23 protein-coding genes and 1 tRNA gene are annotated in these 21,989 nt (G+C 63.5%); 10 read left to right on the top strand and 14 right to left on the bottom strand.

Features of this window, described 5'->3' with window-relative positions:
* Positions 1-4: 4 nt before the first annotated feature.
* The 6 genes from ACQREB_RS01650 to pyrF form a co-directional block, all read right to left on the bottom strand.
* Entirely contained in the window at positions 5-2,023 is a 2,019-nt protein-coding gene (locus ACQREB_RS01650; protein ID WP_427764511.1) for an O-antigen ligase family protein, read from the bottom strand.
* A 21-nt stretch (positions 2,024-2,044) separates the two neighbouring features.
* Complete coding sequence (locus ACQREB_RS01645) at positions 2,045-2,548, bottom strand: dihydrofolate reductase (protein ID WP_427764509.1); 504 nt, start codon at positions 2,546-2,548, stop codon at positions 2,045-2,047.
* A 125-nt stretch (positions 2,549-2,673) separates the two neighbouring features.
* Complete coding sequence (locus ACQREB_RS01640) at positions 2,674-3,519, bottom strand: thymidylate synthase (RefSeq protein ID WP_427764507.1); 846 nt, start codon at positions 3,517-3,519, stop codon at positions 2,674-2,676.
* A gap of 13 nt (positions 3,520-3,532) precedes the next feature.
* Positions 3,533-4,267, bottom strand: a complete 735-nt coding sequence (locus ACQREB_RS01635; protein ID WP_427764504.1) for a hypothetical protein — start codon at positions 4,265-4,267, stop codon at positions 3,533-3,535.
* Between the two features lie 50 nt (positions 4,268-4,317).
* The gene (gene argA, locus ACQREB_RS01630) at positions 4,318-5,631 is read right to left on the bottom strand and encodes an amino-acid N-acetyltransferase (protein WP_427764502.1); all 1,314 of its coding nucleotides are present in this window, start codon (positions 5,629-5,631) and stop codon (positions 4,318-4,320) included.
* Between the two features lie 35 nt (positions 5,632-5,666).
* Positions 5,667-6,368: an orotidine-5'-phosphate decarboxylase gene (pyrF, locus tag ACQREB_RS01625; RefSeq protein WP_427764499.1), complete on the bottom strand. Its 702-nt coding sequence runs from the start codon at positions 6,366-6,368 to the stop codon at positions 5,667-5,669.
* A 126-nt stretch (positions 6,369-6,494) separates the two neighbouring features.
* Between pyrF and ACQREB_RS01620 the strand changes: the two genes are divergently transcribed.
* The 5 genes from ACQREB_RS01620 to ACQREB_RS01600 all read left to right on the top strand — a co-directional run bounded on the left by ACQREB_RS01620 (position 6,495) and on the right by ACQREB_RS01600 (position 11,216).
* A tRNA-Ile gene (locus ACQREB_RS01620) sits at positions 6,495-6,570 on the top strand.
* A gap of 88 nt (positions 6,571-6,658) precedes the next feature.
* Positions 6,659-7,948: a dihydroorotase gene (locus ACQREB_RS01615; RefSeq protein ID WP_427764496.1), complete on the top strand. Its 1,290-nt coding sequence runs from the start codon at positions 6,659-6,661 to the stop codon at positions 7,946-7,948.
* 50 nt (positions 7,949-7,998) lie between these two features.
* On the top strand, positions 7,999-8,988 hold the full coding sequence (locus ACQREB_RS01610; RefSeq protein ID WP_427764494.1) for a diaminopimelate dehydrogenase: 990 nt from the start codon (positions 7,999-8,001) through the stop codon (positions 8,986-8,988).
* 130 nt (positions 8,989-9,118) lie between these two features.
* Positions 9,119-10,414, top strand: coding sequence for an exo-beta-N-acetylmuramidase NamZ family protein (locus ACQREB_RS01605; protein ID WP_427764491.1), 1,296 nt, complete (start codon positions 9,119-9,121; stop codon positions 10,412-10,414).
* A 226-nt stretch (positions 10,415-10,640) separates the two neighbouring features.
* Positions 10,641-11,216: a hypothetical protein gene (locus ACQREB_RS01600; RefSeq protein WP_427764489.1), complete on the top strand. Its 576-nt coding sequence runs from the start codon at positions 10,641-10,643 to the stop codon at positions 11,214-11,216.
* 205 nt (positions 11,217-11,421) lie between these two features.
* Here ACQREB_RS01600 and ACQREB_RS01595 read toward each other — a convergent pair whose 3' ends face one another.
* Together ACQREB_RS01595 and ACQREB_RS01590 are read right to left on the bottom strand one after the other, a co-directional pair.
* A complete protein-coding gene (locus ACQREB_RS01595) occupies positions 11,422-11,706 on the bottom strand; it encodes a hypothetical protein (protein ID WP_427764487.1) in 285 nt (94 codons plus the stop codon).
* 404 nt (positions 11,707-12,110) lie between these two features.
* Entirely contained in the window at positions 12,111-13,040 is a 930-nt protein-coding gene (locus tag ACQREB_RS01590; protein WP_427764485.1) for a hypothetical protein, read from the bottom strand.
* A gap of 279 nt (positions 13,041-13,319) precedes the next feature.
* On the opposite strand from ACQREB_RS01590, the gene ACQREB_RS01585 reads away from it, so the two are divergent.
* Positions 13,320-13,667, top strand: a complete 348-nt coding sequence (locus ACQREB_RS01585; RefSeq protein ID WP_427764483.1) for a DUF6150 family protein — start codon at positions 13,320-13,322, stop codon at positions 13,665-13,667.
* 8 nt (positions 13,668-13,675) lie between these two features.
* Here the strand turns inward: ACQREB_RS01585 and ACQREB_RS01580 are convergent, their stop codons facing one another.
* Positions 13,676-14,494, bottom strand: a complete 819-nt coding sequence (locus ACQREB_RS01580; RefSeq protein WP_427764480.1) for a hypothetical protein — start codon at positions 14,492-14,494, stop codon at positions 13,676-13,678.
* A 268-nt stretch (positions 14,495-14,762) separates the two neighbouring features.
* Here ACQREB_RS01580 and ACQREB_RS01575 point away from each other — a divergent pair, with 268 nt between their 5' ends.
* Genes ACQREB_RS01575 through ACQREB_RS01560 form a run of 4 tightly spaced genes read left to right on the top strand, consistent with a single transcriptional unit; the run spans position 14,763 to position 18,272 of the window.
* A complete protein-coding gene (locus ACQREB_RS01575) occupies positions 14,763-16,397 on the top strand; it encodes a hypothetical protein (RefSeq protein ID WP_427764477.1) in 1,635 nt (544 codons plus the stop codon).
* Between the two features lie 12 nt (positions 16,398-16,409).
* Entirely contained in the window at positions 16,410-17,312 is a 903-nt protein-coding gene (locus tag ACQREB_RS01570; RefSeq protein WP_427764475.1) for a hypothetical protein, read from the top strand.
* A 19-nt stretch (positions 17,313-17,331) separates the two neighbouring features.
* Positions 17,332-17,616, top strand: coding sequence for a hypothetical protein (locus tag ACQREB_RS01565; RefSeq protein ID WP_427764472.1), 285 nt, complete (start codon positions 17,332-17,334; stop codon positions 17,614-17,616).
* 5 nt (positions 17,617-17,621) lie between these two features.
* The gene (locus tag ACQREB_RS01560) at positions 17,622-18,272 is read left to right on the top strand and encodes a phosphopantothenoylcysteine decarboxylase (RefSeq protein ID WP_427764469.1); all 651 of its coding nucleotides are present in this window, start codon (positions 17,622-17,624) and stop codon (positions 18,270-18,272) included.
* 29 nt (positions 18,273-18,301) lie between these two features.
* Here the strand turns inward: ACQREB_RS01560 and ACQREB_RS01555 are convergent, their stop codons facing one another.
* The 5 genes from ACQREB_RS01555 to aroC all read right to left on the bottom strand — a co-directional run bounded on the left by ACQREB_RS01555 (position 18,302) and on the right by aroC (position 21,973).
* Complete coding sequence (locus ACQREB_RS01555) at positions 18,302-18,610, bottom strand: nucleotidyltransferase domain-containing protein (protein WP_427764468.1); 309 nt, start codon at positions 18,608-18,610, stop codon at positions 18,302-18,304.
* 4 nt (positions 18,611-18,614) lie between these two features.
* A complete protein-coding gene (locus ACQREB_RS01550) occupies positions 18,615-19,037 on the bottom strand; it encodes an HI0074 family nucleotidyltransferase substrate-binding subunit (protein WP_427764465.1) in 423 nt (140 codons plus the stop codon).
* A gap of 86 nt (positions 19,038-19,123) precedes the next feature.
* Positions 19,124-20,020 carry a 1,4-dihydroxy-2-naphthoate octaprenyltransferase gene (gene menA, locus ACQREB_RS01545; protein WP_427764463.1) on the bottom strand — a complete coding sequence of 299 codons (897 nt, stop codon included), beginning with the start codon at positions 20,018-20,020 and terminating at the stop codon, positions 19,124-19,126.
* Positions 20,021-20,033: 13 nt separating this feature from the next.
* Positions 20,034-20,801 carry a hypothetical protein gene (locus ACQREB_RS01540; RefSeq protein ID WP_427764461.1) on the bottom strand — a complete coding sequence of 256 codons (768 nt, stop codon included), beginning with the start codon at positions 20,799-20,801 and terminating at the stop codon, positions 20,034-20,036.
* 89 nt (positions 20,802-20,890) lie between these two features.
* Positions 20,891-21,973 (bottom strand): chorismate synthase, encoded by a 1,083-nt coding sequence (aroC, locus tag ACQREB_RS01535; RefSeq protein ID WP_427764459.1) that lies wholly within the window; start codon positions 21,971-21,973, stop codon positions 20,891-20,893.
* Positions 21,974-21,989: the final 16 nt, after the last annotated feature.

The raw sequence follows: 21,989 nt of genomic DNA, 5'->3' as shown, positions 1-21,989 counted from the left end.
ATGCTTAAAATTCGAAGAGGCTGCGGTCGGGCTGCGCCGCGTCGTCGGGGCGCGCTCCGTTTTCGCCGCGGATGATGTGAATGACGGAATTGAGCTGGCGGACGCGCGCGGCGTTGGGCGCGGTCTTGTCGAGCTTTTCCGCGATGCGGAAGGAATTTTCGGTCGCGCCGTCGAGCGCGCGGTCGGCTTCGGCGATCTGGAAAAGCAGGGGCAGATCCTGCGGCGCGAGGGCTTCCGCGCGGGCGAGCGAGGCGCGCGCCTCCGCCTTTTTCTCGAGAAGAATCTGCGCGACCGCCTTGCCGAGATGCGCCTCGGGCGAGCCGGGCGCGGCGGCGCAGGCGTTTTCCGCCGTCAGCTCCATGGCCCGCGCGAACGCCGCCGCGGCGTCCGGTTCGTTGTATGCGGAAAGCGCGTACAGCCGCGTGAGGGCGAGCCAGGCGTCCGCGTCGTCGGCGCGCGCGGAGACGGCGCGGAACAGGGCGCGCTCGGCTTCCGGCGGGAGCGCGGCCGCGGAGGAGGCGGCGTCTTCGGCGACGTAGACGTCGCGCAGGAAGGGCGCGAGGGCGCGTTCGCCGATTTCGCGCTGCGCGGCGCCGTGGAGCGTCGGGAGCGCGAGCGCGAAAACCGCCGCGGGAACGAGAACCGCCGCCGCGAACGCCGCGGAGATTTTTCGAGGCGTCCACGCGGGAACGCGGTTGAGCCGGGCGCCGCCGGTTTCGTGCAGCAGCACGCCGCCGAGCACGGCGAGCCCGAGCAGCGGCGTCAGCGCGGAATCCGGACGGCTCATCGCGAAGAGCGCGAGCACGCCGACGACGCCGCCGAGCGACTGCGCGACGAGCAGGCGCGCGTGCCGCCCCGCGCCGGTCTCGTCGCGCCTGCCGCGTTCGAGCGGAATCGCGGCGCAGCGGCGGACGGCGCGGACGAGCAGCAGCCCCGCGGGCAGGAAAAGCGCGAGCGCGCCGACGAGCCCGTTTTCGGCGAGCGTCGTCAGGTAAAGGTCGTTCGCCGTTTCCGGGCGCGTCTGCCACTGCGCGGGAGCGCCCGCGCGGAAGGCGTCCGCGAACGTTCCCGTGCCCGAGCCGAGCGCGGGATTTTCCGTGAAGATTTTCCAGGCGCGCTTCGGGAACTCCGTCGCCGAAAACGCTTCGCGCGTTCCCGCGATTTCCGTGCTGAGCGCGCGCGCGATTTCGGCGGGCGGGCTGAAATGCGTCCGCGTGAAGATCGGCGTGATGACGGCGGCGCAGACGAGGGCGACCGCCGCGGCGAAACGGCGCGTCTTTTTGCGGATGGAAAGCGTCGCCGCCGCGAGCGCGCCGACGAGAAAGGCGAGCCAGACCGCCGTGTCGCGCGTGAGAAAAATCAGCCCGAGCGCGAGCAGCCCCGCGAGCGCGGGAAAGAGCCGCTTGGCGCGCTCGTCGCGGTCTTCGACGGGCTGCGTCGCGAGCGCCGCCGCCGTGAAGAACATCAGAATGAACGTCGCGCCGGCGTCGGCGACGTCGGGGAAAAGTCCCGCGAGCAGGTCCGCCGTCAGCCGCCCGGAAAAGTCGGCGCTCCCGCCGATCTTACGCGCGATGCCGACGAGCGTTCCCGCCGTCAGCAGGCCGAGCGTCCACGTGAGCAGGCGCGACTGGCTGCCGTTCCCGCGGCTCTGCTGCTGCGCGACCGCGAAGAGCGCGAGCGCCGGAAGCGCCTTCGCCGCCGCGAACGCGACGGACGCGGGACGCGCCGAGAAGAAGAAGTATTCCGCCGCGAGAAACGCGAACCACGGCGCGAACGCGAGGAAGCCCAGCGCGAGCGGCGAGCCCGTTCCCGCGCGCTTCACGAAGCTCAGCGATTCGCAGGCGAGCGCGAGGCACGCCGCCGCCAGCGCGAACGGCAGGAAGCGCGGATCGCCGTCGGCGACGAACGCGAAACCGAAGGCGCCCGCCAGCGCGAGCGTGAACAGACGGCGGATGCGGAGCAGGAATTTCCCGTGAAGAAAATCGCTCTCGAACTGCGGTGAAAATTCGACGATCGGATCCATGAAAATGCGAAAACCGCCACATTAAACGCGGCGGTGCCTTCTGACGACGAAATTTTCGCCGCGGAGGAGCTCCGTTCCCGCGTCGAAGAGGTCTTCGAAGGGCGGGAAAAACGCGTCGCCCTCGGGCTCGGCGTCCACGGTCGTCAGAAAGAGCTCGGCGCAGCGCGGCAGGAGCCAACGGTAGATTTCCGCGCCGCCGGCGACGAAGACTTTGCGCTCGGGCGCGATCGCGTCGAGCTCGGAAAGGTCGCGTATCGCGCGGAGATTTTCCGAAGGCGGCGTTCCCGCGGGAAGCGTTCCCGCGCGCGAGAGCACGACGGTGACGCGCCCCGGAAGCGGCCGCCCGATGGACTCGAACGTCCTGCGCCCCATGAGCAGAATGCCGCCCATCGTCGTCGCCTTGAAGAAGCGGAAGTCCTCGGGAATGCGCCACGGAATGGCGTTCCCGCGCCCGATGACGCGGTTTTTCGCCATCGCCGCGATCGCGGCGAGCGGACGGCGAGGAAGGGACGACGGGGAAATCATTTTTCGAAAAAAACTGATAGTTGATGATGAACAATGAATAACGCAGTGCGTCTTCAGCGGAAAAATCCTTTCGGCGAAGCCGTGTGCACAGAATTATTCATTATCCGTTGTTCACTGTTCGCTGCTCACACCGCCACGGGCGCCTTGATGCCGGGATGCGGGTCGTAGTTCTCGATCGCGACGTCCTCGAAGCGGAACGCGAAAAGGTCGGTCACTTCGGGGTTGAGGCGGAGCGTCGGGAGCGCGCGCGGTTCGCGGGAAAGCTGGAGCTTCACCTGCTCGAAATGGTTTTTGTAGATGTGCGCGTCGCCGAACGTATGGACGAAATCGCCGACGCCGAGCCCGCAGACCTGCGCGATCATGTGCGTGAGCAGCGCGTAGCTCGCGATGTTGAACGGCACGCCGAGAAAGAGGTCCGCGCTGCGCTGGTAGAGCTGGCAGCTGAGCCGGCCGTTCCCGCCGACGTGGAACTGAAAGAGCGTGTGACACGGCGGGAGCGCGACCTTGTCCGCCTCGGCGGGATTCCAGCCCGTGACGATGAGGCGGCGCGATGCGGGATTGCGGCGGATCTCGGCGACGAGCGCGGAGATCTGATCGACGCCGTCGCGCGCGTAGGAGCCGTCGGCGTTTTTCGTCGCGCCGAAGTTGCGCCACTGGTGCCCGTAGATCGGCCCGAGATCGCCCTCGCGGCGACCGAAGCGCGCGCACTGCTCGGCGGTGCTCCATTCGTCCCAGATGGTGACGCCGCGTTCCCGCAGCCACGCGTTGTCCGTGTGCCCGCCGAGGAACCAGAAAAGCTCTTGAATGATCGAGCGCGTGTGGACTTTCTTCGTGGTGACGAGCGGGAATCCCTTCGAGAGGTCGAAGCGGAGCTGCGCGCCGAAAATGCCGCGCGTGCCGACGCCGGTGCGGTCGGCGCGGTCCTCGCCGGTTTCGAGCACGCGGCGGAGCAGGTCGAGGTAGGCTTTCATCGCGGGGAGGCGCTCACTTGCGGATTTCCCACTCGATCTTTTTGGCTTCGTCGAAGACCGTGTAGGGATCGCCGTCGTCCTCGAGCACGGCGCGCATCTGGTCGGGCTTCATCTTGTCCGCGCCTTTTTTGCCTTTGTTGTAGAGACCGACGAGACGGTTGAATTCCGTCTTGAGCTTGGCGTTTTTGCCGACGGCGCCGACGCTGAAGACCTTTTTCACGTAGCCGGGGCGGGACGCCGTGTTCGCGCCGGAATTTTCCGCGTCCGCCGCGAGCTGTTTTTCGAGCAGCGCGGAAGCCGCGGGAGCGTCCGCGAGCTTGGCGGCGGGAACGCCGACGAGGAGCACGGGCTCTTTTTTGTGAATCGAGAAGACGCCGGAAATCTTTTTCAGCGCGGCGCGTTTGCCGAAGGCGCTCCCGTCGGCTTCGTACTGGGGCGCGTAGGTTTCGGCGAAGCCTTCGAAGGCGCCGAAGGGAATGAGCGCGTAAATTTTGCCGTTCTTGTCGTTTTTCGCGGTCGCGGTCTCGATCGGAACGACGACGAAGGGCGCGTCGCTCGTCGCGTAGCCGGCGGCGCCGATTTCGGCGACGTAGGTGGAGACGGTCTTGCCGAGATAGACTTTCGTCTGCTTCGTCCAGAGCGCGGGCGAAGTTTCGTCGGCGGCTCCCTTTTTGGGCGCGGCGAACGCGGGAACGCTCAGCGCGACCGCGAAGATCAGCAATGCGGAAAACAGTTTTTTCATTTTCATGATTCGGAGGGATTGCGGATTTGAAGTTGAAAGGAAGGGCGCGCGCGGCGTCAGAGCTTTTTCACGAGCGCCTTGGAGTTGCGCCCGTTGGCTCGGATTTCTTCAAGGCGGGACGGCGGGATCGCCTCCGGCGCGGCGTCCTCGAAATCGCAGACGCTGCGGAAGAAGCCGTAGGTCTGCGTCGTGAAGGTGATCAGCGACTTCGCGCCGCGTTCCCGCGCGAGAAATTCCGCGTAGGCGAGCAGCTTTCTGCCGACGCCGCGGTTCTGGTAGAACGGCTGCACGTAGACGCTGCAGACTTCGAGCGTTCCCGGCATGTCGTCGAACTTGCGCAGGCAGGCGCAGCCGATGATGCTGCCGTCGATTTCGTAAACGAAATAATCCTCGGTGTGCGCCTCGATGTGCGCGTGCGTGCGCTGGACGAGGCTTTTCTTCTGCACGGCGTTCTTCGTGATCGCGTAGATCGCGGGCGCGTCCTTCTTCTTCGCCGGGCGGATCGAATCGTAGTCGTTCGCGTGGATCATCGATCCCGTGCCGACCTTGTCGAAGATTTCGGCGAGGAGGCCGCCGTTCGTGCGTCCGTCGAGAATGTGCGCGCGCTGCGTTCCGTTTTCGAGCGCGTGAATCGCGAAATGCGCCTTCCCGCGCAGGCGTTCTTCGATCGTCACGGACTTGCGCTTCAGCTCCGCGACGAGATCCTGCAGGTTCAGGTTCACCTTCAGGTCGCCGTCGATGACGAGCCCCGGGAACGGCGTCAGGTAGATCAGCTTGGACGCGCCGAGCGCGATCGCCAGATCCGCGGCGACGGAATCGCTGTTCGCGCGCAGCGAGACGCCGTTGCGGTCGCACAGAATCGGCGAGACGAGCGGGATGATGTCCTGCGCGAGCAGGCTGCGGATCAGCGGCGCGTCGATCTTTTCGACCTTGCCGGTGAGCTTCTGGTCCACGCCGTCGAGCACGCCGACCTGCGTGGCGCGCACGGCGTTCGTGATTGCGCATTTCAGGTTCGCGTGCGTCAGCCCTTCGATGATGCTCTGCGAGACGATGCCGACCGCCTCGCGCGCGAGCGCCATCGTCGCGTCGTCCGTCACGCCCTCGCCGTAGACGTCGCTGAGCGCCTTGCGCTGCGCTTTCGCCATGTCGCGCAGCTGCTTGCCGATGCCGTGCACGATGACGACGTTGATGTTCAGGCTGCGCAGCACCGCGATGTCCAGAATGAGGTTCTGGAAATTCTCGTGCTCGACGATGCTGCCGTCGATCGCGATGATGAAGGTGTGGTCGCGGAACATCGGCACGTATTTGAGGATGCCGCGCAGATCCGTCGGCTTCAGCTGGCGCTCGAGGCGATTTCCGTTGGAGAACATGGCGGGAAAGCGGAGAAAGTTTTTTTCGTGAAAAATCAGTTCACGCCGCGCAGCTCGGCTTCGATCGCGAGCGCCGCCGCGGCGGGATCGGCGGCCTTCAGAATCGGGCGCCCGACGACGATGCCGCTCGCGCCCGCGCGCGCCGCTTCCGCCGGCGTCATCACGCGGTTCTGGTCGTCCGTTCCCGCCGCGCCCGCGGGGCGGATGCCCGGCGTGACGAGCGCAATCTCTTCGCCCAGAAACGCGCGCAGCCGCGGGAGCTCCAGCGGCGAGCAGACGAGCCCCTTCATCCCGCTCGAGACGGCGAGCTTCGCGAGCAGTTCGACCTGTTCGAGCGGTTCCCGCCCGACGCCGACGCCCGCAAGCTGCGCCGAGTCCATCGACGTGAGCACCGTCACGCCCAGCAGGCGCGTCCGCGGGAGCGCCTCCGCCGCGGCCTCGACGGCGCGCGCCATCATCGCGCTCCCGCCCAGCGTGTGAATCGTGAGCAGGTCGCACGGCCGCCCGCGCAGACTTCTGATCGCGCTCGCCACCGTGTTCGGAATGTCGTGCAGCTTCAGGTCGAGAAAGACCTTGAAGCCGAGCGCGGCGAATTCGTCCACGACGTCCGGTCCGTATTTCGTGAAGAGCTGCAGGCCGAGCTTCACCCAGGTGAGCTTGCCGGCGAGCGGCGCGAGAAATTTTTTCGCGACGTCTTTGTCTTCGAGGTCGACCGCGAGGATGAGTTCTGTTTTCATGCCGAAAATTTCTGACAAAACCCGCGGGAACGCAAGCGTCTAAACGCGGTTTTCCCGCCTTCGTCCGAAAACTCTTGCCTTGCGGCGGGAGGGTTTTTGGGCAGAATCTCCCGAAACTTTTTTTTCGGGCGCATAGCTCAACGGTCAGAGCAGGGGACTCATAATCCCTTGGTTGCGGGTTCGAATCCTGCTGCGCCCACCATTTCGGAAACCCGCTTAAAAAACGCGGGCGCCGCGCAAATTCGGGTTTTATTTTCGGGCGCGGCGGGATTATGATGGAAAGAAAATTTATGAGTGCCGATTCTTACGTTCTTATCAAAAACGGTCTGGTGATCGATCCCGCCAACGGACGGGAAAGCGTCGGAGACGTCGCGGTCGCCGACGGAAAAATCGTTCCCGAGCTGAGCCCGGAACAGCGGGAACGCGCGCGCGTCATCGACGTGACGGGCAAGGTCGTCGCTCCCGGCTTCGTCGATCTCAACGCGCATCTCTACCAGCCCGGCAAGACGGCGCGCGAGACCTTCGCCTCGGGCACGGCGGCGGCGGCGGCGGGCGGCTTCACGACCGTCGTGTGCACGCCGGACGAAAAGATCGTCGTGGACAACGCGGGAACGGTGCGCCTCGTCAAGGAACTGGCGGACAAGGACGGCGTCGTCAACGTGCTTCCCGCGGGCAACATCACGCTGGGCGGCGAGGGCGAGCGGCTCGCGCCGATCGGCGCGCTGAAGAAGGCGGGCTGCGTCGCGATCTCCGACTCGGTCGGCGGCGTCGCGAACAACGAGATCATGCGCCGCGCGCTCGAGTATTCCTCGATGTTCGACATGCCGATCTTCGACCACTGCCAGGACACGAGCATGTCGCGCACGGGCGTCATGCACGAAGGCGAAAAGAGCCTGCGCCTCGGGCTGCGCGGCATGCCGCGCGCGTCGGAGGACATCGTCGTCGCCAGCGACACGCTGCTCTCGCGCCTCACGAGCGCGCGTCTGCACGTGCAGCACGTGAGCTCGTTCCGCGCCGTGGACGTGATCCGCGACGCGAAGAAGCACGACGTGCGCGTCTCCGCGGAAGTCTCGCCGAGCCACCTGCTGCTGACCGACGCCGACGTCGGCGCCTACGACACGAACAAGAAGATCAACCCGCCGCTGCGCGCGGAAAAGGACCGGCTCGCGCTGATCGAGGGGCTGAAGGACGGCACCATCGACGCGATCGCGAGCGACCACTCGCCGCGCACGCCCACCGAAAAGGACTGCGAGTTCGACTACGCTCCGTTCGGCGCGATCAATCTCGAGACGACGCTCGCCGCCGCGATCGAGGCGCTCGTCCGCAGCGGCGCGATGACGCTCTCCGCCGTCGTCGAAAAGCTCACGGTCGGCCCCGCGCGCGTCATCGGCTCTCCGGCGGGAACGCTTTCCGTCGGCGCGGACGCGGACGTCGTGATCTTCGACCCGGAGGCGCCCGTCGAGGTCGTTCCCGAAAATTTCGTCTCGCGTTCCCGCAATTCGCCTTTCGTCGGCAGGACGCTGCACGGCAAGGTGCTCGCGACGCTCGTTCGCGGCAAAGTCGTGTACGAGGCCCGCTGAGCGGCGCGCGGACTTTTCGGAAAATTTTTCAAATTCAGGAAATCAGACTTATGCAAAAAATCAGAATCGGCATTTACGGCTACGGCAATCTCGGGCGCGGCGTGGAACTCGCGCTCGCGCAGAACGACGACATGGAGCTCGTCGGCGTGTTCTCGCGCCGCGACCCGAAAAGCGTCGCGACCGCGCTCCCGGGAACGGCGGTCTATTCCGTCGCCGACGCGGAAAAATTCGTCGGCAAGATCGACGTGATGATCCTCTGCGGCGGGAGCGCGACCGACCTTCCCGCGCAGACGCCCGCGTGCGCCGCGCTCTTCAACTGCATCGACAGCTTCGACACGCACGCGAAGATTCCCGAGCATTTCGCGAACGTGGACGCCGCCGCGAAAAAATCCGGCAAGGTCGCCGTCATCTCCGTCGGCTGGGATCCGGGCCTGTTCTCGCTGAACCGCCTCTTCGGCAACGCCTTCCTGCCGCAGGGCAAGGACTACACGTTCTGGGGCAAGGGCGTTAGCCAGGGGCATTCCGACGCCGTGCGCCGCATCGCGGGCGTCGCCGACGCGAAGCAGTACACGATCCCCGTTCCCGCGGCGCTCGAAGCCGTGCGCGCCGGCGAAACGCCGGATCTCACGACGCGCCAGAAGCACACGCGCGAATGCTTCGTCGTCGCCGAGCCGGGCGCCGACCTCGCCCGCATCGAACGCGAAATCAAGACGATGCCGAACTATTTTTCGGACTACGACACGACCGTTCATTTCATTTCGCAGGAAGAGCTCGACCGCGACCACGCGGGCATTCCGCACGGCGGCTTCGTGCTCCGCAGCGGCGCGACGGGCGTGAACGGCGAGACGCGCCACATCGTCGAATACGCGATCAAGCTCGGCTCGAATCCGGAATTCACGGCGAGCGTGCTCGTCGCCTACGCGCGCGCGGCGACGCGCATCGCGGCTCACGGCGGCAAGGGCGCGTTCACGGTGTTCGACGTGCCGCCGGCGTGGCTTTCGCCGAAGTCCGGCGAAGAGCTCCGCGCGACGATGCTCTGAGCGGATGACGATAATGGATGACGATAATGGATGACTGATAATTGATAACTATCAACTATCCACTATCCGTTATTCATTATCTATTATTCATTATCCATTATTCATTCCACCCTCAAAAATCATCTCCGCCTTGCTTCGTCGGGAATTTCTGAAGACCTCTCTCTTCGCGGGACTCGCGCTCGCGCTGGGCGGGAACGCGCTCGAAGCCGCGGCGGAGACCGCCGGCGGGAACGCGCCGAAAGTCCGGCTCGGCATCGACGTGCTCGAAGCCGAGGGCTTCCGCCGCCTCCGCGGCAAGCGCGTCGGGCTGCTCACGAATCAGGCGGGCGTCAATTCCCGCGGCGAAAGCACCATCCGCGTGCTGCACACGCGCGGACGCCGCGCGGGCGTGAAGCTCGCGAAGCTCTTCGGCCCCGAACACGGCATCTACGGGAACGTTCCCGCGGAAAAAATCGTCCAGAATCAGACCGATCCCGCGACGGGTCTGCCCGTCTTTTCCCTTTACGGCAAGACGCGCCGGCCGACGCCGGAGATGCTGAGCGGGCTCGACGTCATGGTCGTCGATCTGCAGGACGTCGGCTCGCGCAGCTACACCTACGTCTCGTGCATGCGGCTCGTGCTCGAGGCCTGTTTCGACGCGGGCGTTCCCGTGCTCGTGCTCGACCGCCCGAACCCGCTCGGCGGGCTGAAGACCGACGGCCCGATGCTCGACGCGAAATGGCAGAGCTACGTCGGCATGTATCCCGTTCCCTACGTGCACGGGCTGACGATCGGCGAGCTCGCGCTCGCGGCGACGCGCGAAAACTGGCTTTCGCTCACGCCCGCCGCGCGTTCCCGCGGGCGCGTGGACGTCGTGAAGATGTCCGGCTGGCGGCGTGCCATGCGCTGGCGCGACACGGGACTGAAATGGGTGCCGACCTCGCCCTACATCAGTTCGCCCGAGGCCGCCGAAGGCTACGCGATGAGCGGGCTCGGCTCGCAGGTCGGAAAATTTTCGCACACGTTCCGCGCGGCGGACGGCGCGCTCACGTTCCCGTTCCGCTGGATTTCGTATCCGGGAAAAACCGACAAGACGCTCGTCGCCACGATCAACGCCTGGTTCATCCGCGGGCTGACCGCGCTCCCGCGCAAAATCGGCGAAAAGGACGGCGCCTATCTCGCCGTCGCGAACTGGGACGCGCTCGCGCCCTGCGAAATCAGCTTCCACATGATGCGCCAGGTCTGCGTCTGGAGCGGAAGCAATCCTTTCGCGACGCTTGCCGTCAACGAGCGCGACCTCTTCATCAAGCACGTCGGCTCGGAGGCGTTCTTCAAGGCGCTCGCGCGCGAAGGCGCGAAGCTCGACGTGCGCGCGTGGTGCGGCCTCTGGCGCCGCCAGGCGCAGGTCTTCGCCGAGCGCATGCGCCGCCACCGCCTCTACGACTGATCCCCGCTTTTTGAAATTCCTCCTCTCAAATTTTTTAACACAGAGGAACGGAGGAACAGTGAAACGGAACTCCGCGGGAACGAAAAGGAGGGCGAGCGTCCCGCTTGCCTTTGGAATCCCTCCCGCGCAAAATTTTCTCTCCGGGGCGCGAAGTTTTTCGCGGGAAACGCTTCGGGAAAACGCAATTTGCTTGCCTAATTCCGTCGCGGGAACGAAAGTGAGAACTATGACTAATTCAATTTACGAGGTGTGTTCTCCTGCTTACGTCGAGGCGCTTGTCGCGGCGGGCGGGGATCTGAATCGGGAGGCGGAACTTCTCTTCGACCTTGCCGTTGAGAGCGGGCAATGGGAGCGGAGCCAGTATGAGGATTTTCGATCCGGTTGGGTGCGGACGCGCAAGAACACGATGGACGCGTGGCTTGAGGCGTGCGTCCGCTGGAACGAAAAATTCTACGAAGAAATTTTTCGTCGCTCCAACAATAACCCTGCCGCGGAAATCGACGTCGTGTTCAATACCATTCTTTCGCTTCGTCTCGGCGCGCAAGAGTGCGAGCGCGCGGGTTTCAGGAGCTATTGGACAGAAGAGAAACGCGCGTCCGTGAAGAAGAATATCCAGGTCTCGAACAATAGCATTTTGCGCGACGGTTGTCTTGGATACGTGCTCATCGAGGTGATCGCGCTCGTCGTCGTTTTTATAAACTGTTCGCTTCTCGTCCAGATTCTCTCCGGCGTCGCGTTTGTTCTTACTGCGGTATTGCCCGCCGTCGCCTTGTTCTGGTTTCTGGGCAAGACTGAGAGCTGATTTTCCTCGAATCGGCGTTTTTCATTCTGAATCAGAAATCCGAACCTTGGAAACATGCGCCGCGCTCTGCCGAGACGCGCGCCGCGTTCGAACGCTCACGTTTCGAAACCGGCAAGAGCATCGGAAAAATCATCGACGACTCGCCATCCGCCGCCCTCATCGGGTAGCTGACGACGGACAAAGGATAACTGTCAGCAGTCAACAGTCAGTTATCCTTTTTTCCGTATTTTCTGCGGTTTTCTTCGCGTACGGAGCGAATCACCAGCGTGAAGAAAATCACTGTGTAGAGCAGGAACGCGCCGCCAAAAATCACGAAAAGCCAAAGCCACCCTATTTTTACGACAAGGAAATTACCGATTCCAAGAAGGACTCCGATTCCAATAACCTTCCCGAATCCCTTCACGATTTTCGAGATAAGCCCCGGGAACTTCTCCCTTATTATTAAAAGGCAGAGTATCGGAAAAACGACGCACCACATGAAGAAGTCCATGTTCACTTTTTTACGCGTTCCGCGCGTATTGTCAAGCCGCGTATCGTCAAACTGTTGATTTTTACGACAAGGAAGCATTCATGAGCTCTTCTACAGACATTTCCCTTTCCGTATCCGGAGATATGTCCGGACTCATTTCCGCAATGAAGGAAATGATGGAATCCGTCAATGCCGCCATGGAAAACGTCAAGAACGCTTTTCGCGGAGGAGCCTCCGCCGCGGAGACGCTCAAGAAAGGGACCATTCTTGCGGCAGACGGAACTTCGATTCTCGCCAAGGCGTCAGATTCCGCCGCTCGAGCAGTAGGATCCGCAGGGGACGAAATCCGAAAATCCGGAAAAGCCATGTTCGAATTTCATGCGACAGTCTCGAAGACCGCTCAGGGCATCAGAGAGCGCATCGGCTCATTCGCCGAGCCTTTCGCGAACATCACCGTGGCGATTCACGGCGCGCGCCGCGCCGTGCAGCTCTTCGCCGGCGCCTGGGCGCAGGCGTCGCGCTTCGAAAACGTCGCCGTTCGGCTCGCCCCTCTCGTCGGCGGGCTCGAAACCGCGCGCCGCCTCGCCGACGAGCTCCGCGAATCCGCCGCGAACGGAACCGCCCCCTTCGAGACGCTCGCCGCCTCCGCCGGAAAGCTCGCCTCCGTGTTCAAATCCGCCGAAGCCGTCCGCAAATGGACGGACGCCTTCCACAATATCTCCGCCGGGCTCGGAAGAGACGTCAACGAGCTCGTCGAAAATTTCGTCAAATCCAAGGCGTCCGGACGTTTCGAAGCCGGATTTCTCGACATGTTCGCCGCCAAGGGCGTGGACATCTGGACGCCCGTCCGCGCAGCCCACCCGGACAAGACCGCCGCCGAGCTCCGAAAAATGGCGGTCGAGGGCAAAATCGCCTTCTCCGAAATCGAAGCCGTCGGCGTTCTCCCACTCGATTTCGGCGACGAAGGCGGCGGTGGCGAGGTCGTCCGCGGCGGAGGCGTTGACGTTGAGCGCGGCGTCGATCGCCGCGGCGTCGAACGTGAGCTTGAGGGCGAAGGAGACGGTGCCGTCGGCGTTGAGCGTCTTCGCGTCGGTCTCGGCGGCGACGACGAGCAGGTCGTCGAACCTGCCGGCGAGCTTGAGCCCGAAGCGGAGCTTCGCGACGCTCTCGGCGAGGGCGGCGTCGGCGAACACGCATTCGAGCGGCACTGTGGATCCGCGCTTGAAGCGTAAAGAGGAGACGGCGCTGCCGAAGGACGAGGAATAGACCTGCAGGACGCCGTCTGCGTCGGTCTTCGCATTGAGCGATTCGGACACGGTCGGCGGCTGTTTCTTGGTGTTGACGTATAGGATCATGGAAGGCGTAGGGTGGAAGGGAAAAGCTTAAAAGCTGAAGAGTTTAAGAGTTGAAAAGAACGTTGAGAGGTGAAAGTTGAGAGTTGATTCGCGCCTTTCGGCGCGAGGAAAGTTTCCTCGGCGGAGCCGAATCAACAGGCGGCGAAGCCGCCGATTCAACTCTCAACTCCTCAACTTTCCGTTAAGCTCTTAAGCTCTCCTGAACAGTCTTTTTTCTTGCCTGTTCATCGTTCGGGGGATTAAACGGGGTTCATGAAAAAGATTGTTTCTCTGCTTGTCATGCTCTGCGTCGGCGTGTTCGCTGTTCCGGAGTCGGAAGCGCATCCACCGCTTCCGAGCGAAAAAAAACATGAATTGGCCAAAAAGCTTTACGGGAGAATAAAAGTAGTCCAAAGTTTTCATGAAGCTGAATACTCGGTTTACGTGTCTGATAGTTCAGATTGGACGGCCGACTTGTTCGTTTTCGTCGCTGAAGACATATCCATGGCGAACAAACCCGGATATTGGTATTTCGTGAATGATAATTATTGCGATTTCACAATCCGTTTCGTGAACAGCGAAACAGCGGCTGACATATCAATAGCCTTTACACACAGCCACGCCAGGGTTGGTCCGAAAAATAATTGAATCTGTCCTCATTTCAGCGCGCCTCCGCTTGATTTTTCTTCGCCTTTGTAAACGGATTCGTCGAACTCGGCTTCGGATACGGTTTTCCAATTCTTCGTGACCTTCCAGTAGTTGTCGTTTTCGGTTTTTGAAGCCTCCGCGCCGTAGTAAATCCATTTGCCGCCGGGGTTCGGTCCGTCCGGCGCGTCGCTGTCGCCGACGCCGTTGTTGAGCCCGGAGATGGAGTTCTTGTAGCTCGTCTGCGAGTAGGTGCAGGTTGCTCCCTTGAAGGTCTTTTTCCCGGCGAGAACGGCGGCGACGATCTTGTCGTCCTTCGCGTATTTGTCGATGACGATCTGAAAGGGGACCGCCCTTTCGTCGTCGGCTGAAGCCTTGGAGAGAATCAGCGTCCCTTCCTTTTCCTTGAAGATGACGGAATCCGCCGGCGTCCAGCCGGAAAGAAGCTTCTTCGCGACCGTCTTGGCGTTCTTGTCCTTCAGCTTCGGGTGCAGGAGCATGGAAAGCGAAGCAGGATTCACTTTGAGCGAGTAGCTCTTCACGTCTTCGTTTTCGGAGCTCTGCTGCTGGGATTCCTTCACGCCGTAGGAGAGCGTGACGTCGATGAGCTCGCCGTTTCCGGACGTCGAGAAGGAGCGGTTGAGCAGAATGATCTTGTCGTCGGGAAAGAGCTCGGACTTGGTGCCGAGCGCGGGCGCTTCCGCGACGGCGGTCTTGAGCGAGCCCTTCTGCGAATAGGTGATGGTTCCGCTGGAGTCGTCGCCGAGCACGTCCTTGTAGGTGACGGTCGCGACGATTTTTTCCTGATTTCCTAAGATGATGGACGGCATGAATGTTTAAGGTTGAGGGTTGAGGGTTGATTCGCGCTGAAGCGCGAGGAGTTCAGGAGAGCTTAAGAGCTTAAAAGCTTAACGGAAAATTTTCTTTTCAACTTTTAAGCTCTTCAGCTTTTAAGCTTTCCTCGGCGCAGCCGAACGCAAGGCGTTATTCATTATTCACTATTAATTACTGATTATCCATCATCCGTTATCCCCTATCCATTGTCTGCTCCGTCATTTCCCGCTTCCCGTTTTCGGCTTTCCGTCTTAGCATGGCGGCATGATTTTGAGATATCTCGTTGTCGGAAAATTTTTCGTCTGCGCGGCGCTGCTGTCCGTCTGCGCGGTTGTTCCGTCGTCGGCGGACGAGATTAAGATCGATCCGGAGCTGAATGGGGAGAGCCAGACGGGGCGCGAGTGGCTCGACGCGAAGTTCGTGATGCGTGGGCTCGCCTCGAAGATCGTCTCGGCGCTTCCGGCGGACAAGGCGAAGGACGCGAAGGAGACGGACGCGTTTCTGAAGTCGCCGAAGAACCGTCTCGCGCTTGCGCGCTGGCGCTTCATGAACGCGGCGGGCGCGGACGCCGTGGTCGAGCGGATCCAGAAGCTCGACGTGCGGCGGACGTTCTTTCAGTTTCTTTCGGACGAGAAGTGGCTCGACGGTTACCTCTACACGGGAACGCCGACGAACGCGGACAAGTTTCTGGACATGCTGTTGGCGATCGCGGCGAAGGACAAGAAGATGGTCAACGACCCGACGCTGCGGAAGATCGCGACGGCGACCGCCGCCGAGTTTTCGCGGAACGGCTGGTCGCTCGACAATCCCGCGCGCGCGGTGAAGCGCTACCGCTTCTTCGCGGAGAGCTGGCGCGCGGGCAAGCTCAACGCCGTGTTCGACGAGCTGGACTACTGGGACATGCGCATCGTCTGCGGCTGGAAGGGCGACAACGATTTCGGGAACGAGTATTCGATGCGCTGGGCGCGCGACAACGTGAAGCTCACGGAGGAGGGCTACGCGAGCGCCTACGACATCCACCAGCTCGACTACCGACTTTGGAACAAGGCGGGCGACAGCGTGCACAATCCCGACTACTACGCGCCGTTCCGCCGGCATTTCAGCACGAAGAAGGGCGAAGTGAACATGTCCGCCATGTCGCTCGAGGTCGGCGCCGTCTGCGGCGGCATTTCGCACTACGGCGTCTCGGGAGCGGTCTCCAACGGCGTTCCCGCGCTGACGATGGGCGAGCCGGGGCACTGCGCGTTCGCCGTGCGCGTGAACGGGCGGTGGCGCGACAACAATTCCGTCTCCCATCGGCGCGATCTGCATTGGCGGCTGCTCGACGGCGGCGGGTGGACGTTCATCTTCCTGACGCAGGATCTTTTTTCTGACGCGAAGAAGACGCCGGACTCCTTCCGCAAGGCGGCGCTCGCGCGCTTTTTCGCGGAGACGGGGAAGAACCGCGCCGCCGCGTCCGCGCTCTATTCGCAGGCGCTCGCCGCGCAGCCGCTGAACTATCTCGTCTGGCGCGACGCCTGCGGGTACGCGAAGTCGCAGAAGGCGAACAGGAAGTTCTGGCTCCAGACGCACGACAAGTTCATCGCCGCGTTCGCGGGAAAATATCCGGAAGTCTGCGCGACGGGCCTCCGGACGTTCGTCTATCCGCAGCTCCTGGCGGAGACGAAGACGGACGAGGAGAAGCTCAAGCTCTTCGACGCCTGTTTCGCCGCGTTCAAGAGCAAGGGACCGGCGACCTGGGACATGGAAAGCTTCTGGGAGGCGCAGTGCGCGCATCTTTCCGCCGACGGCAAGAAGAAGTTCGTCGAGAGCGGGAAGCGCGCCTTCAAGGGCAACCCCGACTACGAGAAGATTTTTTCGGACTGGGCGTCGGGCAATTCGCGCAACAAGGAGGACTGAGGAGATTTCGTCATGAAAAAGACATTACGTTTCGCGCTGCTTCTGCTCGCCTTCGCGGGAACGCTCTTCGCCGGTTCGGAGAAAAAGACCTACGAACAGGCGATGAAGGGCAACCCGGCGGACGGCGTCGTCGTCTTCCTCTACGGGCCGGACTGGGAGAAGGTCGGGCCGCGCCTGCTCGGCGATCTCTGGAAGAATCCGAAGGTGAAGAGCGCCTGCGGGAACGCGAATCTCGTCGCGATTCCGCTCTACCAGCGCCCGAGCGAAAAGGACAGGAAGACCGCCGAGGAAAAGGGCAAGGGCTTCCGGCGCACGAAGCGCGTGCGCAGCGTTCCCGCGCTCGTGCTGCAGTCGTCCGCGGGCGCGGATTATTACGTGATCTGCGGCGACGAGCTGCTGCAGCCGGCGGACAAGGTCGTCGCGCTGATGAAGGAGAAGTTCGAGCTCTACAAGAAGCAGCGCGCGATTCTGCAGAAGGCGGAGCGCGCGAAGGGCCGCGAAAAGGCGAAGCTCTACGGCGAGGCCGCCGCGATCGAGGGCGTCTTCCCGCCGCCGGACACGGAAAAGATCATCCGCGAGAACGATCCCGAGCTGAAGGAGCCGCTCTCCGCGCGCGCCGTCTTCGACGTCTTCAAGCTGCTCGTGGACGACACGAGCTTCGACGACAAGAAGCCGGAAAAGCGCCTGCTCTCCGTCGAGGAGACGCTCGCGAAGCTGAAGGAGCTGACCGCCGGCGAGCGCTACACGCCGCGGCAGAAGCAGGAGATCTACGCCGCGTGCTCCGGGCGCCTGCGCCGCGCCGGCTACGACCGCGCGAAGCTGTGGAAGATCTACGAGGAGATGATCGCGCTCGACAAGGAGTCGATCTGGGCGGAGTACGCGAAGGAGGCGATCCGCCTCTGGTGCTCTCAGTGAACGTTCCCGCGAAACGGCCGTGAACCTTTTCCGCAGCGTCTTCACGTGGATCTGCCGCCGGCTCGCCCGCAGGTACGATTCGAGCGTCACGCTCGCCCTGCCGGAGGCGTGGCGCGAGACGCGTCCGCCCGCCTGGGAACGCCTGATGCGCTGGATTTTCGGCGCGCCGTTTTCCGACGACTTCACGCCGAAATCGTTTTTCTGGCGTTGGGTCGGCAGAATCGCGATCTTCGCCCTTTACCTTTTCTTTCTTTGGCTGCTTTACGAAAGCCTCTGGGCCTGGAACATCTTCGGAGGAGACTGAAAACCATGAAAATGCTGATAACCGCCGGCGCCACGCGCGAATTTTTCGATCCTGTGCGCTACATCTCCAACCCGTCCACGGGAAAAATGGGCTACGCGATCGCCGCCGCCGCGCGGGAACGCGGCTGGGACGTCGAGATCGTCTCCGCGAACGTCGCGCTCCCGCCGCCGGAGGGCGCGCGCGTGACGCCCGTCGTCACCGGCGAGGAAATGCTCGCCGCCGCGCGCGAGGCGTTCCCGCGCTGCGACGTGCTCGTGAAGACCGCCGCCGTCTGCGATTTCCGCCCGAAGCATTACGAGCCGCAGAAGCGCAAGAAGGACGGCCGCGGCATGGTCGTCGAGTTCGAGCCCGTGACGGACATTCTGAAGACGCTCGCCGCGGAGAAGGCGCCGGGGCAGACCGTCGTCGGCTTCGCGGCGGAGACGCGCGACGTCGAGGACTACGCGCTGAAGAAGCTGCGCGAAAAGCGGCTCGACCTGATTGTCGCGAACCTCGTCGGGCGCGGGAACGTCGGCGCGTTCGGGGCGGACGACAACGCGGTCGTGCTGCTCGGGAACGGCGGCTTCCGCAAAGCGTTCGCGCGCGCGCCGAAGCTCGAGATCGCGCGCGCCCTCGTCGCCGAAATCGAAAACTTCCGCGCCTCCGCTCCCCGCTGAGCGCTCCCGCGCGGGAGGGCCGCGCTTCCTCAGTCGCGCGCGTAGAAGATTTTGCCGACGCGGGCGACATGCTCGCCCAAGGGCGTCGCCGCGTGGGCGGCGCGGTCGATCAGGTCGATTTTGTAGAGCAGACCGAGGTCGTCGAGCTGGAGCGCGATGTCGGAAAGCTCCCGCGAAGAAAAAGGGGCTTGCCCGACGAGGGCGAGATCGACGTCCGAGCCTTCCGAAAAATTCCCCTTCGCGCGCGAGCCGAAAAGAATCGCCTGTTCGACGTTCGCGTGTTTTCTGAATACGCCGCGAATCTCCTCGATCACGGCGGGGCTCAGTCCGAACGGCACGGCGTCAGCTCCTCCGCGTTTCGGTCGCCAGGGTCTCCCGAAGAGCCTTCAGAGCGACGGAGTATTCGGCGAAGATCCCGTTCACCACGGCGAGCGCGTCTTCCGCGTTGTAGGTGTGGGCGGTGGAAGTCCGGGCCTTCGCCGTTCTGCGCCAAAGGTCGTGATCGGAGATGAGCCCGACTTCGAACGCTTTTTTCAGCACGCCGTTCGGCCCGGGCACGAAGTCCGCGTAGCCGCGTTCCCGCAGCAGATCCTGAAGGGTCTTCCACGCGAGTTCGAAGGTGTATTCGAAGCGCTGAATCAGCCCCTCCTGTTCGAGCTCGGACAGCTGCGAAGGCGTCTTCCCCGACTCCGTGATCTCCAGAATGCGGGAGCAGGCTCGGGAAAAACTGTCGTATCGCTGAATCCAACGTATGTCTTGCTGCATGGCGGTTTCGGTGGTTTGCGGCGGATTTTCCTCCGTTCGTCCGGATTTTGCGAGAGATAAATGACGCGCGCGGGAGGGCCGCGGGGTCAGGCGGCGGCCTGGATGAAGAGGCCGAGACTCTGCGTCAGCGCGTAGACGAGCAGCGCGCCGGCGGTCTTGCCCAGCAGCGGATTCAGCTCGCGCGGATCTTCGTACGTGCGCAGCGTCTTCAGGATCGGAGCCATGAACCACGGCAGCACGACCATCGGCAGCAGCACGCAGAGCGCGTCCATGCCGAACGCGAAGCGGAGAATCAGCGGCGAGAGAAAGACGAAGACGAGATTGAATTTGTAGAGCCCGACGGCGAAGCCTTCGCCGAAGCGGACGACCGTCGTGCGCTTGCCCGCGCGCGCGTCCGTCCTGCGGTCGCGCAGGTTGTTGACGAGCAGAATGTTGTCCGCGCCGAGCCCGCACGCGAGCGCGACGACCCACATGAACGGCGGGAACGCCAGCGCCTGCGTCCACGTCGTGAACGCGACCGCGACCAGCCCGAAGAACGTGACGACGAAGACGTCGCCCAACCCGTGATACGCCAGCGGAAACGGCCCGAGCGAGTACGCGAGGCAGGCGACGACGCTCAGCGCGCCGACGAGGAGCATCCACGGCCCGCCGAACTCGATCAGCGCGAGTCCGAACGCGACCGCGACGAAGACCGAGACGAGCGCGGCGGTCAGCGTCTGTTTCGGCGAAAGCCAGCCCTGCGCCGTCGCGCGCTCGGGGCCGAGCCGGTCGGCGCCGTCCGCGCCTTTCTTGAAGTCGCCGTAGTCGTTGGCGAGGTTGCTCGCGATCTGCGCGAAGAGCGCGAAGAGCGCGGCGCACAGCGCGGGAACGGGCGAGAATTTCCCCGTGACGGCGGCGCAGGCGGAACCGAGCAGCACGGGCGCGAGCGCGGCGGGAAGCGTGCGCGGGCGCGCGGCAAGAAAGAGCGCTATGGCGGTGGTCATGGCGGCGGAAGGTTCAGGCGTTCCCGCGGAGGCGGTCGTAGGCGTCGAGCAGCTCGCCCGTACGCGGAATCACGATCTTGCGCGCGCCGGAATCCGTCGTCTCGAAATACGGATCGGGCGCGGAGACGAGGTCGAACGGCTCTTCGGGCAGGTTGTCCTCGTCGAATTCGAGGTCGTCGATCGGGTCCTGCTCGTCGAAGATCATCGTCATGCGGCGCGGCGAGTCCGCGAGCACGCGCGCGGGATTTTCGACGCGGTGCTTCTTCACGAGCTCGAACGTGCACGGGAAGCACGCCTTGACGCTGGGCTCCTTGAACTCGTTGATCCATTTGTTGGAGACGCCCTCGCGGTTCGTCAGCAGAATCGTATCCGAAAAATGAATGCACGCGGCGAACCACTCGGCGCTCGCGGGAACGGCGCTCGCGAACGCGCAGTCCGCGATCGTCACGACACGCGCGACGTGCCAGCCGAGGCGCTTCGCGAGCGCGGCGAAGGCTTCGACCTGATCGACGGGATCGTCCTCGCCGTCGGTCAGAAAGACGACGTTGTCGCCGGCGTCGTGCGGCTCGCCGAGGTCGATCCCGCCGTCGTCGTCGAATTTCCACGAGCGCGTCGTGAGCGCGGGAACGTCGGCGAGGGGCTTTTCGGCCTCGGCGGCGCGTTCGGGTTCGGCGACGTAGAGCGTGGTGTCGCCTTCGAGGCCGTCGCGGACGAGATCGGCGATGATCGCGCGTCTGCCGCACCCCGGCGTCCCCAGAAAAAGATAAGCATTCGTTGACATAAAATTTTAAAGGAACCACGAATTTTCACGAATTCGCACGAATGAGAAAAATTCGTGGAGATTCGTGTTCATCCGTGGTTTTGATTTTTTCAGATTCGCGCCGAGCGGAAGCGGAGGAGGTGGTCGGCGAGGACGAGCGCCGCCATCGCCTCGACGATCGGGACGGCGCGCGGGAGCACGCACGGATCGTGGCGCCCGTGCCCGATTACTTCGCAGGGCTCGCCTGCGACGGTGACGGTGCGCTGCTTCTTCGCGACGGTCGGCGTCGGCTTGAACGCGACGCGGAAATTGATTTCCTCGCCGTTGGAAATGCCGCCCTGCACGCCGCCGGAGCGGTTCGTCGCGGTGCGGATTGCGCCGTCGCGCAGCTCGAACGCGTCGTTGTGGGTCGAGCCCGTCAGGCGCGTTCCCGCGAAGCCGCTCCCGATTTCGAAGCCCTTCGTCGCGGGAATGCACAGCATCGCCTTGGCGAGGTCGGCTTCGAGACGGTCGAACACCGGTTCGCCGAGCCCCGCGGGAACGCCGCGGATCTTGCAGCGGATCGTGCCGCCGACGGAATCGCCGTCCGAGCGCGCCGCCTTGATGCGCACCGCCATGCGCGCCGCGATTTCGGCGTCGGGGCAGCGCACGGGAACGCTCTCGATTGCTTCCTGCGGGAAAAATTCGTCGCTCGGCGGCATCTCGATTTCGGCGACGCTTTCGACCCAGCACGAGAATTTCAGCCCGGGGCAGAGCGCGGCGAGAAGTTTTTTTGCGACCGCTCCCGCCGCGACGCGCCCGATCGTCTCGCGCGCGGAGGCGCGTCCGCCGCCTTCGGGATTGCGGAAGCCGTATCGCGCGACGTAGGTGAAGTCGGCGTGCGAGGGGCGGAAGAGGTCGCGCAGCTTGTCGTAGGCCTGCGGGCGCTGGTCGGTGTTGCGCACGAGCAGGGCGATCGGCGTTCCCGTGGTCTTTCCCTGATAGACGCCGGAGAGAATCTCGACGCGGTCGCCTTCCTTGCGCGGCGTGGAGAGGTCGCTCTGCCCGGGGCGCCGGCGGTCGAGCTCGCGCTGAATCTCCTCCGCGTCGAGCGGGAGCAGGGACGGGCATCCGTCGATGACGACGCCTATGCCCGCGCCGTGGCTTTCGCCGAAAGTGGAAATCTGAAAAACTTTGCCGAAAATGCTGCCCATGATGTCCGCCAATCAA

Origin of the sequence: Candidatus Spyradosoma sp. SGI.093, assembly GCF_050314555.1 — a bacterium.
Classification (GTDB): Bacteria; Verrucomicrobiota; Verrucomicrobiia; order Opitutales; family UBA953; genus Spyradosoma.
The sequence above is the reverse complement of the archived record's forward strand: the minus strand, read 5'-3'. Positions and strand labels throughout refer to the sequence as shown.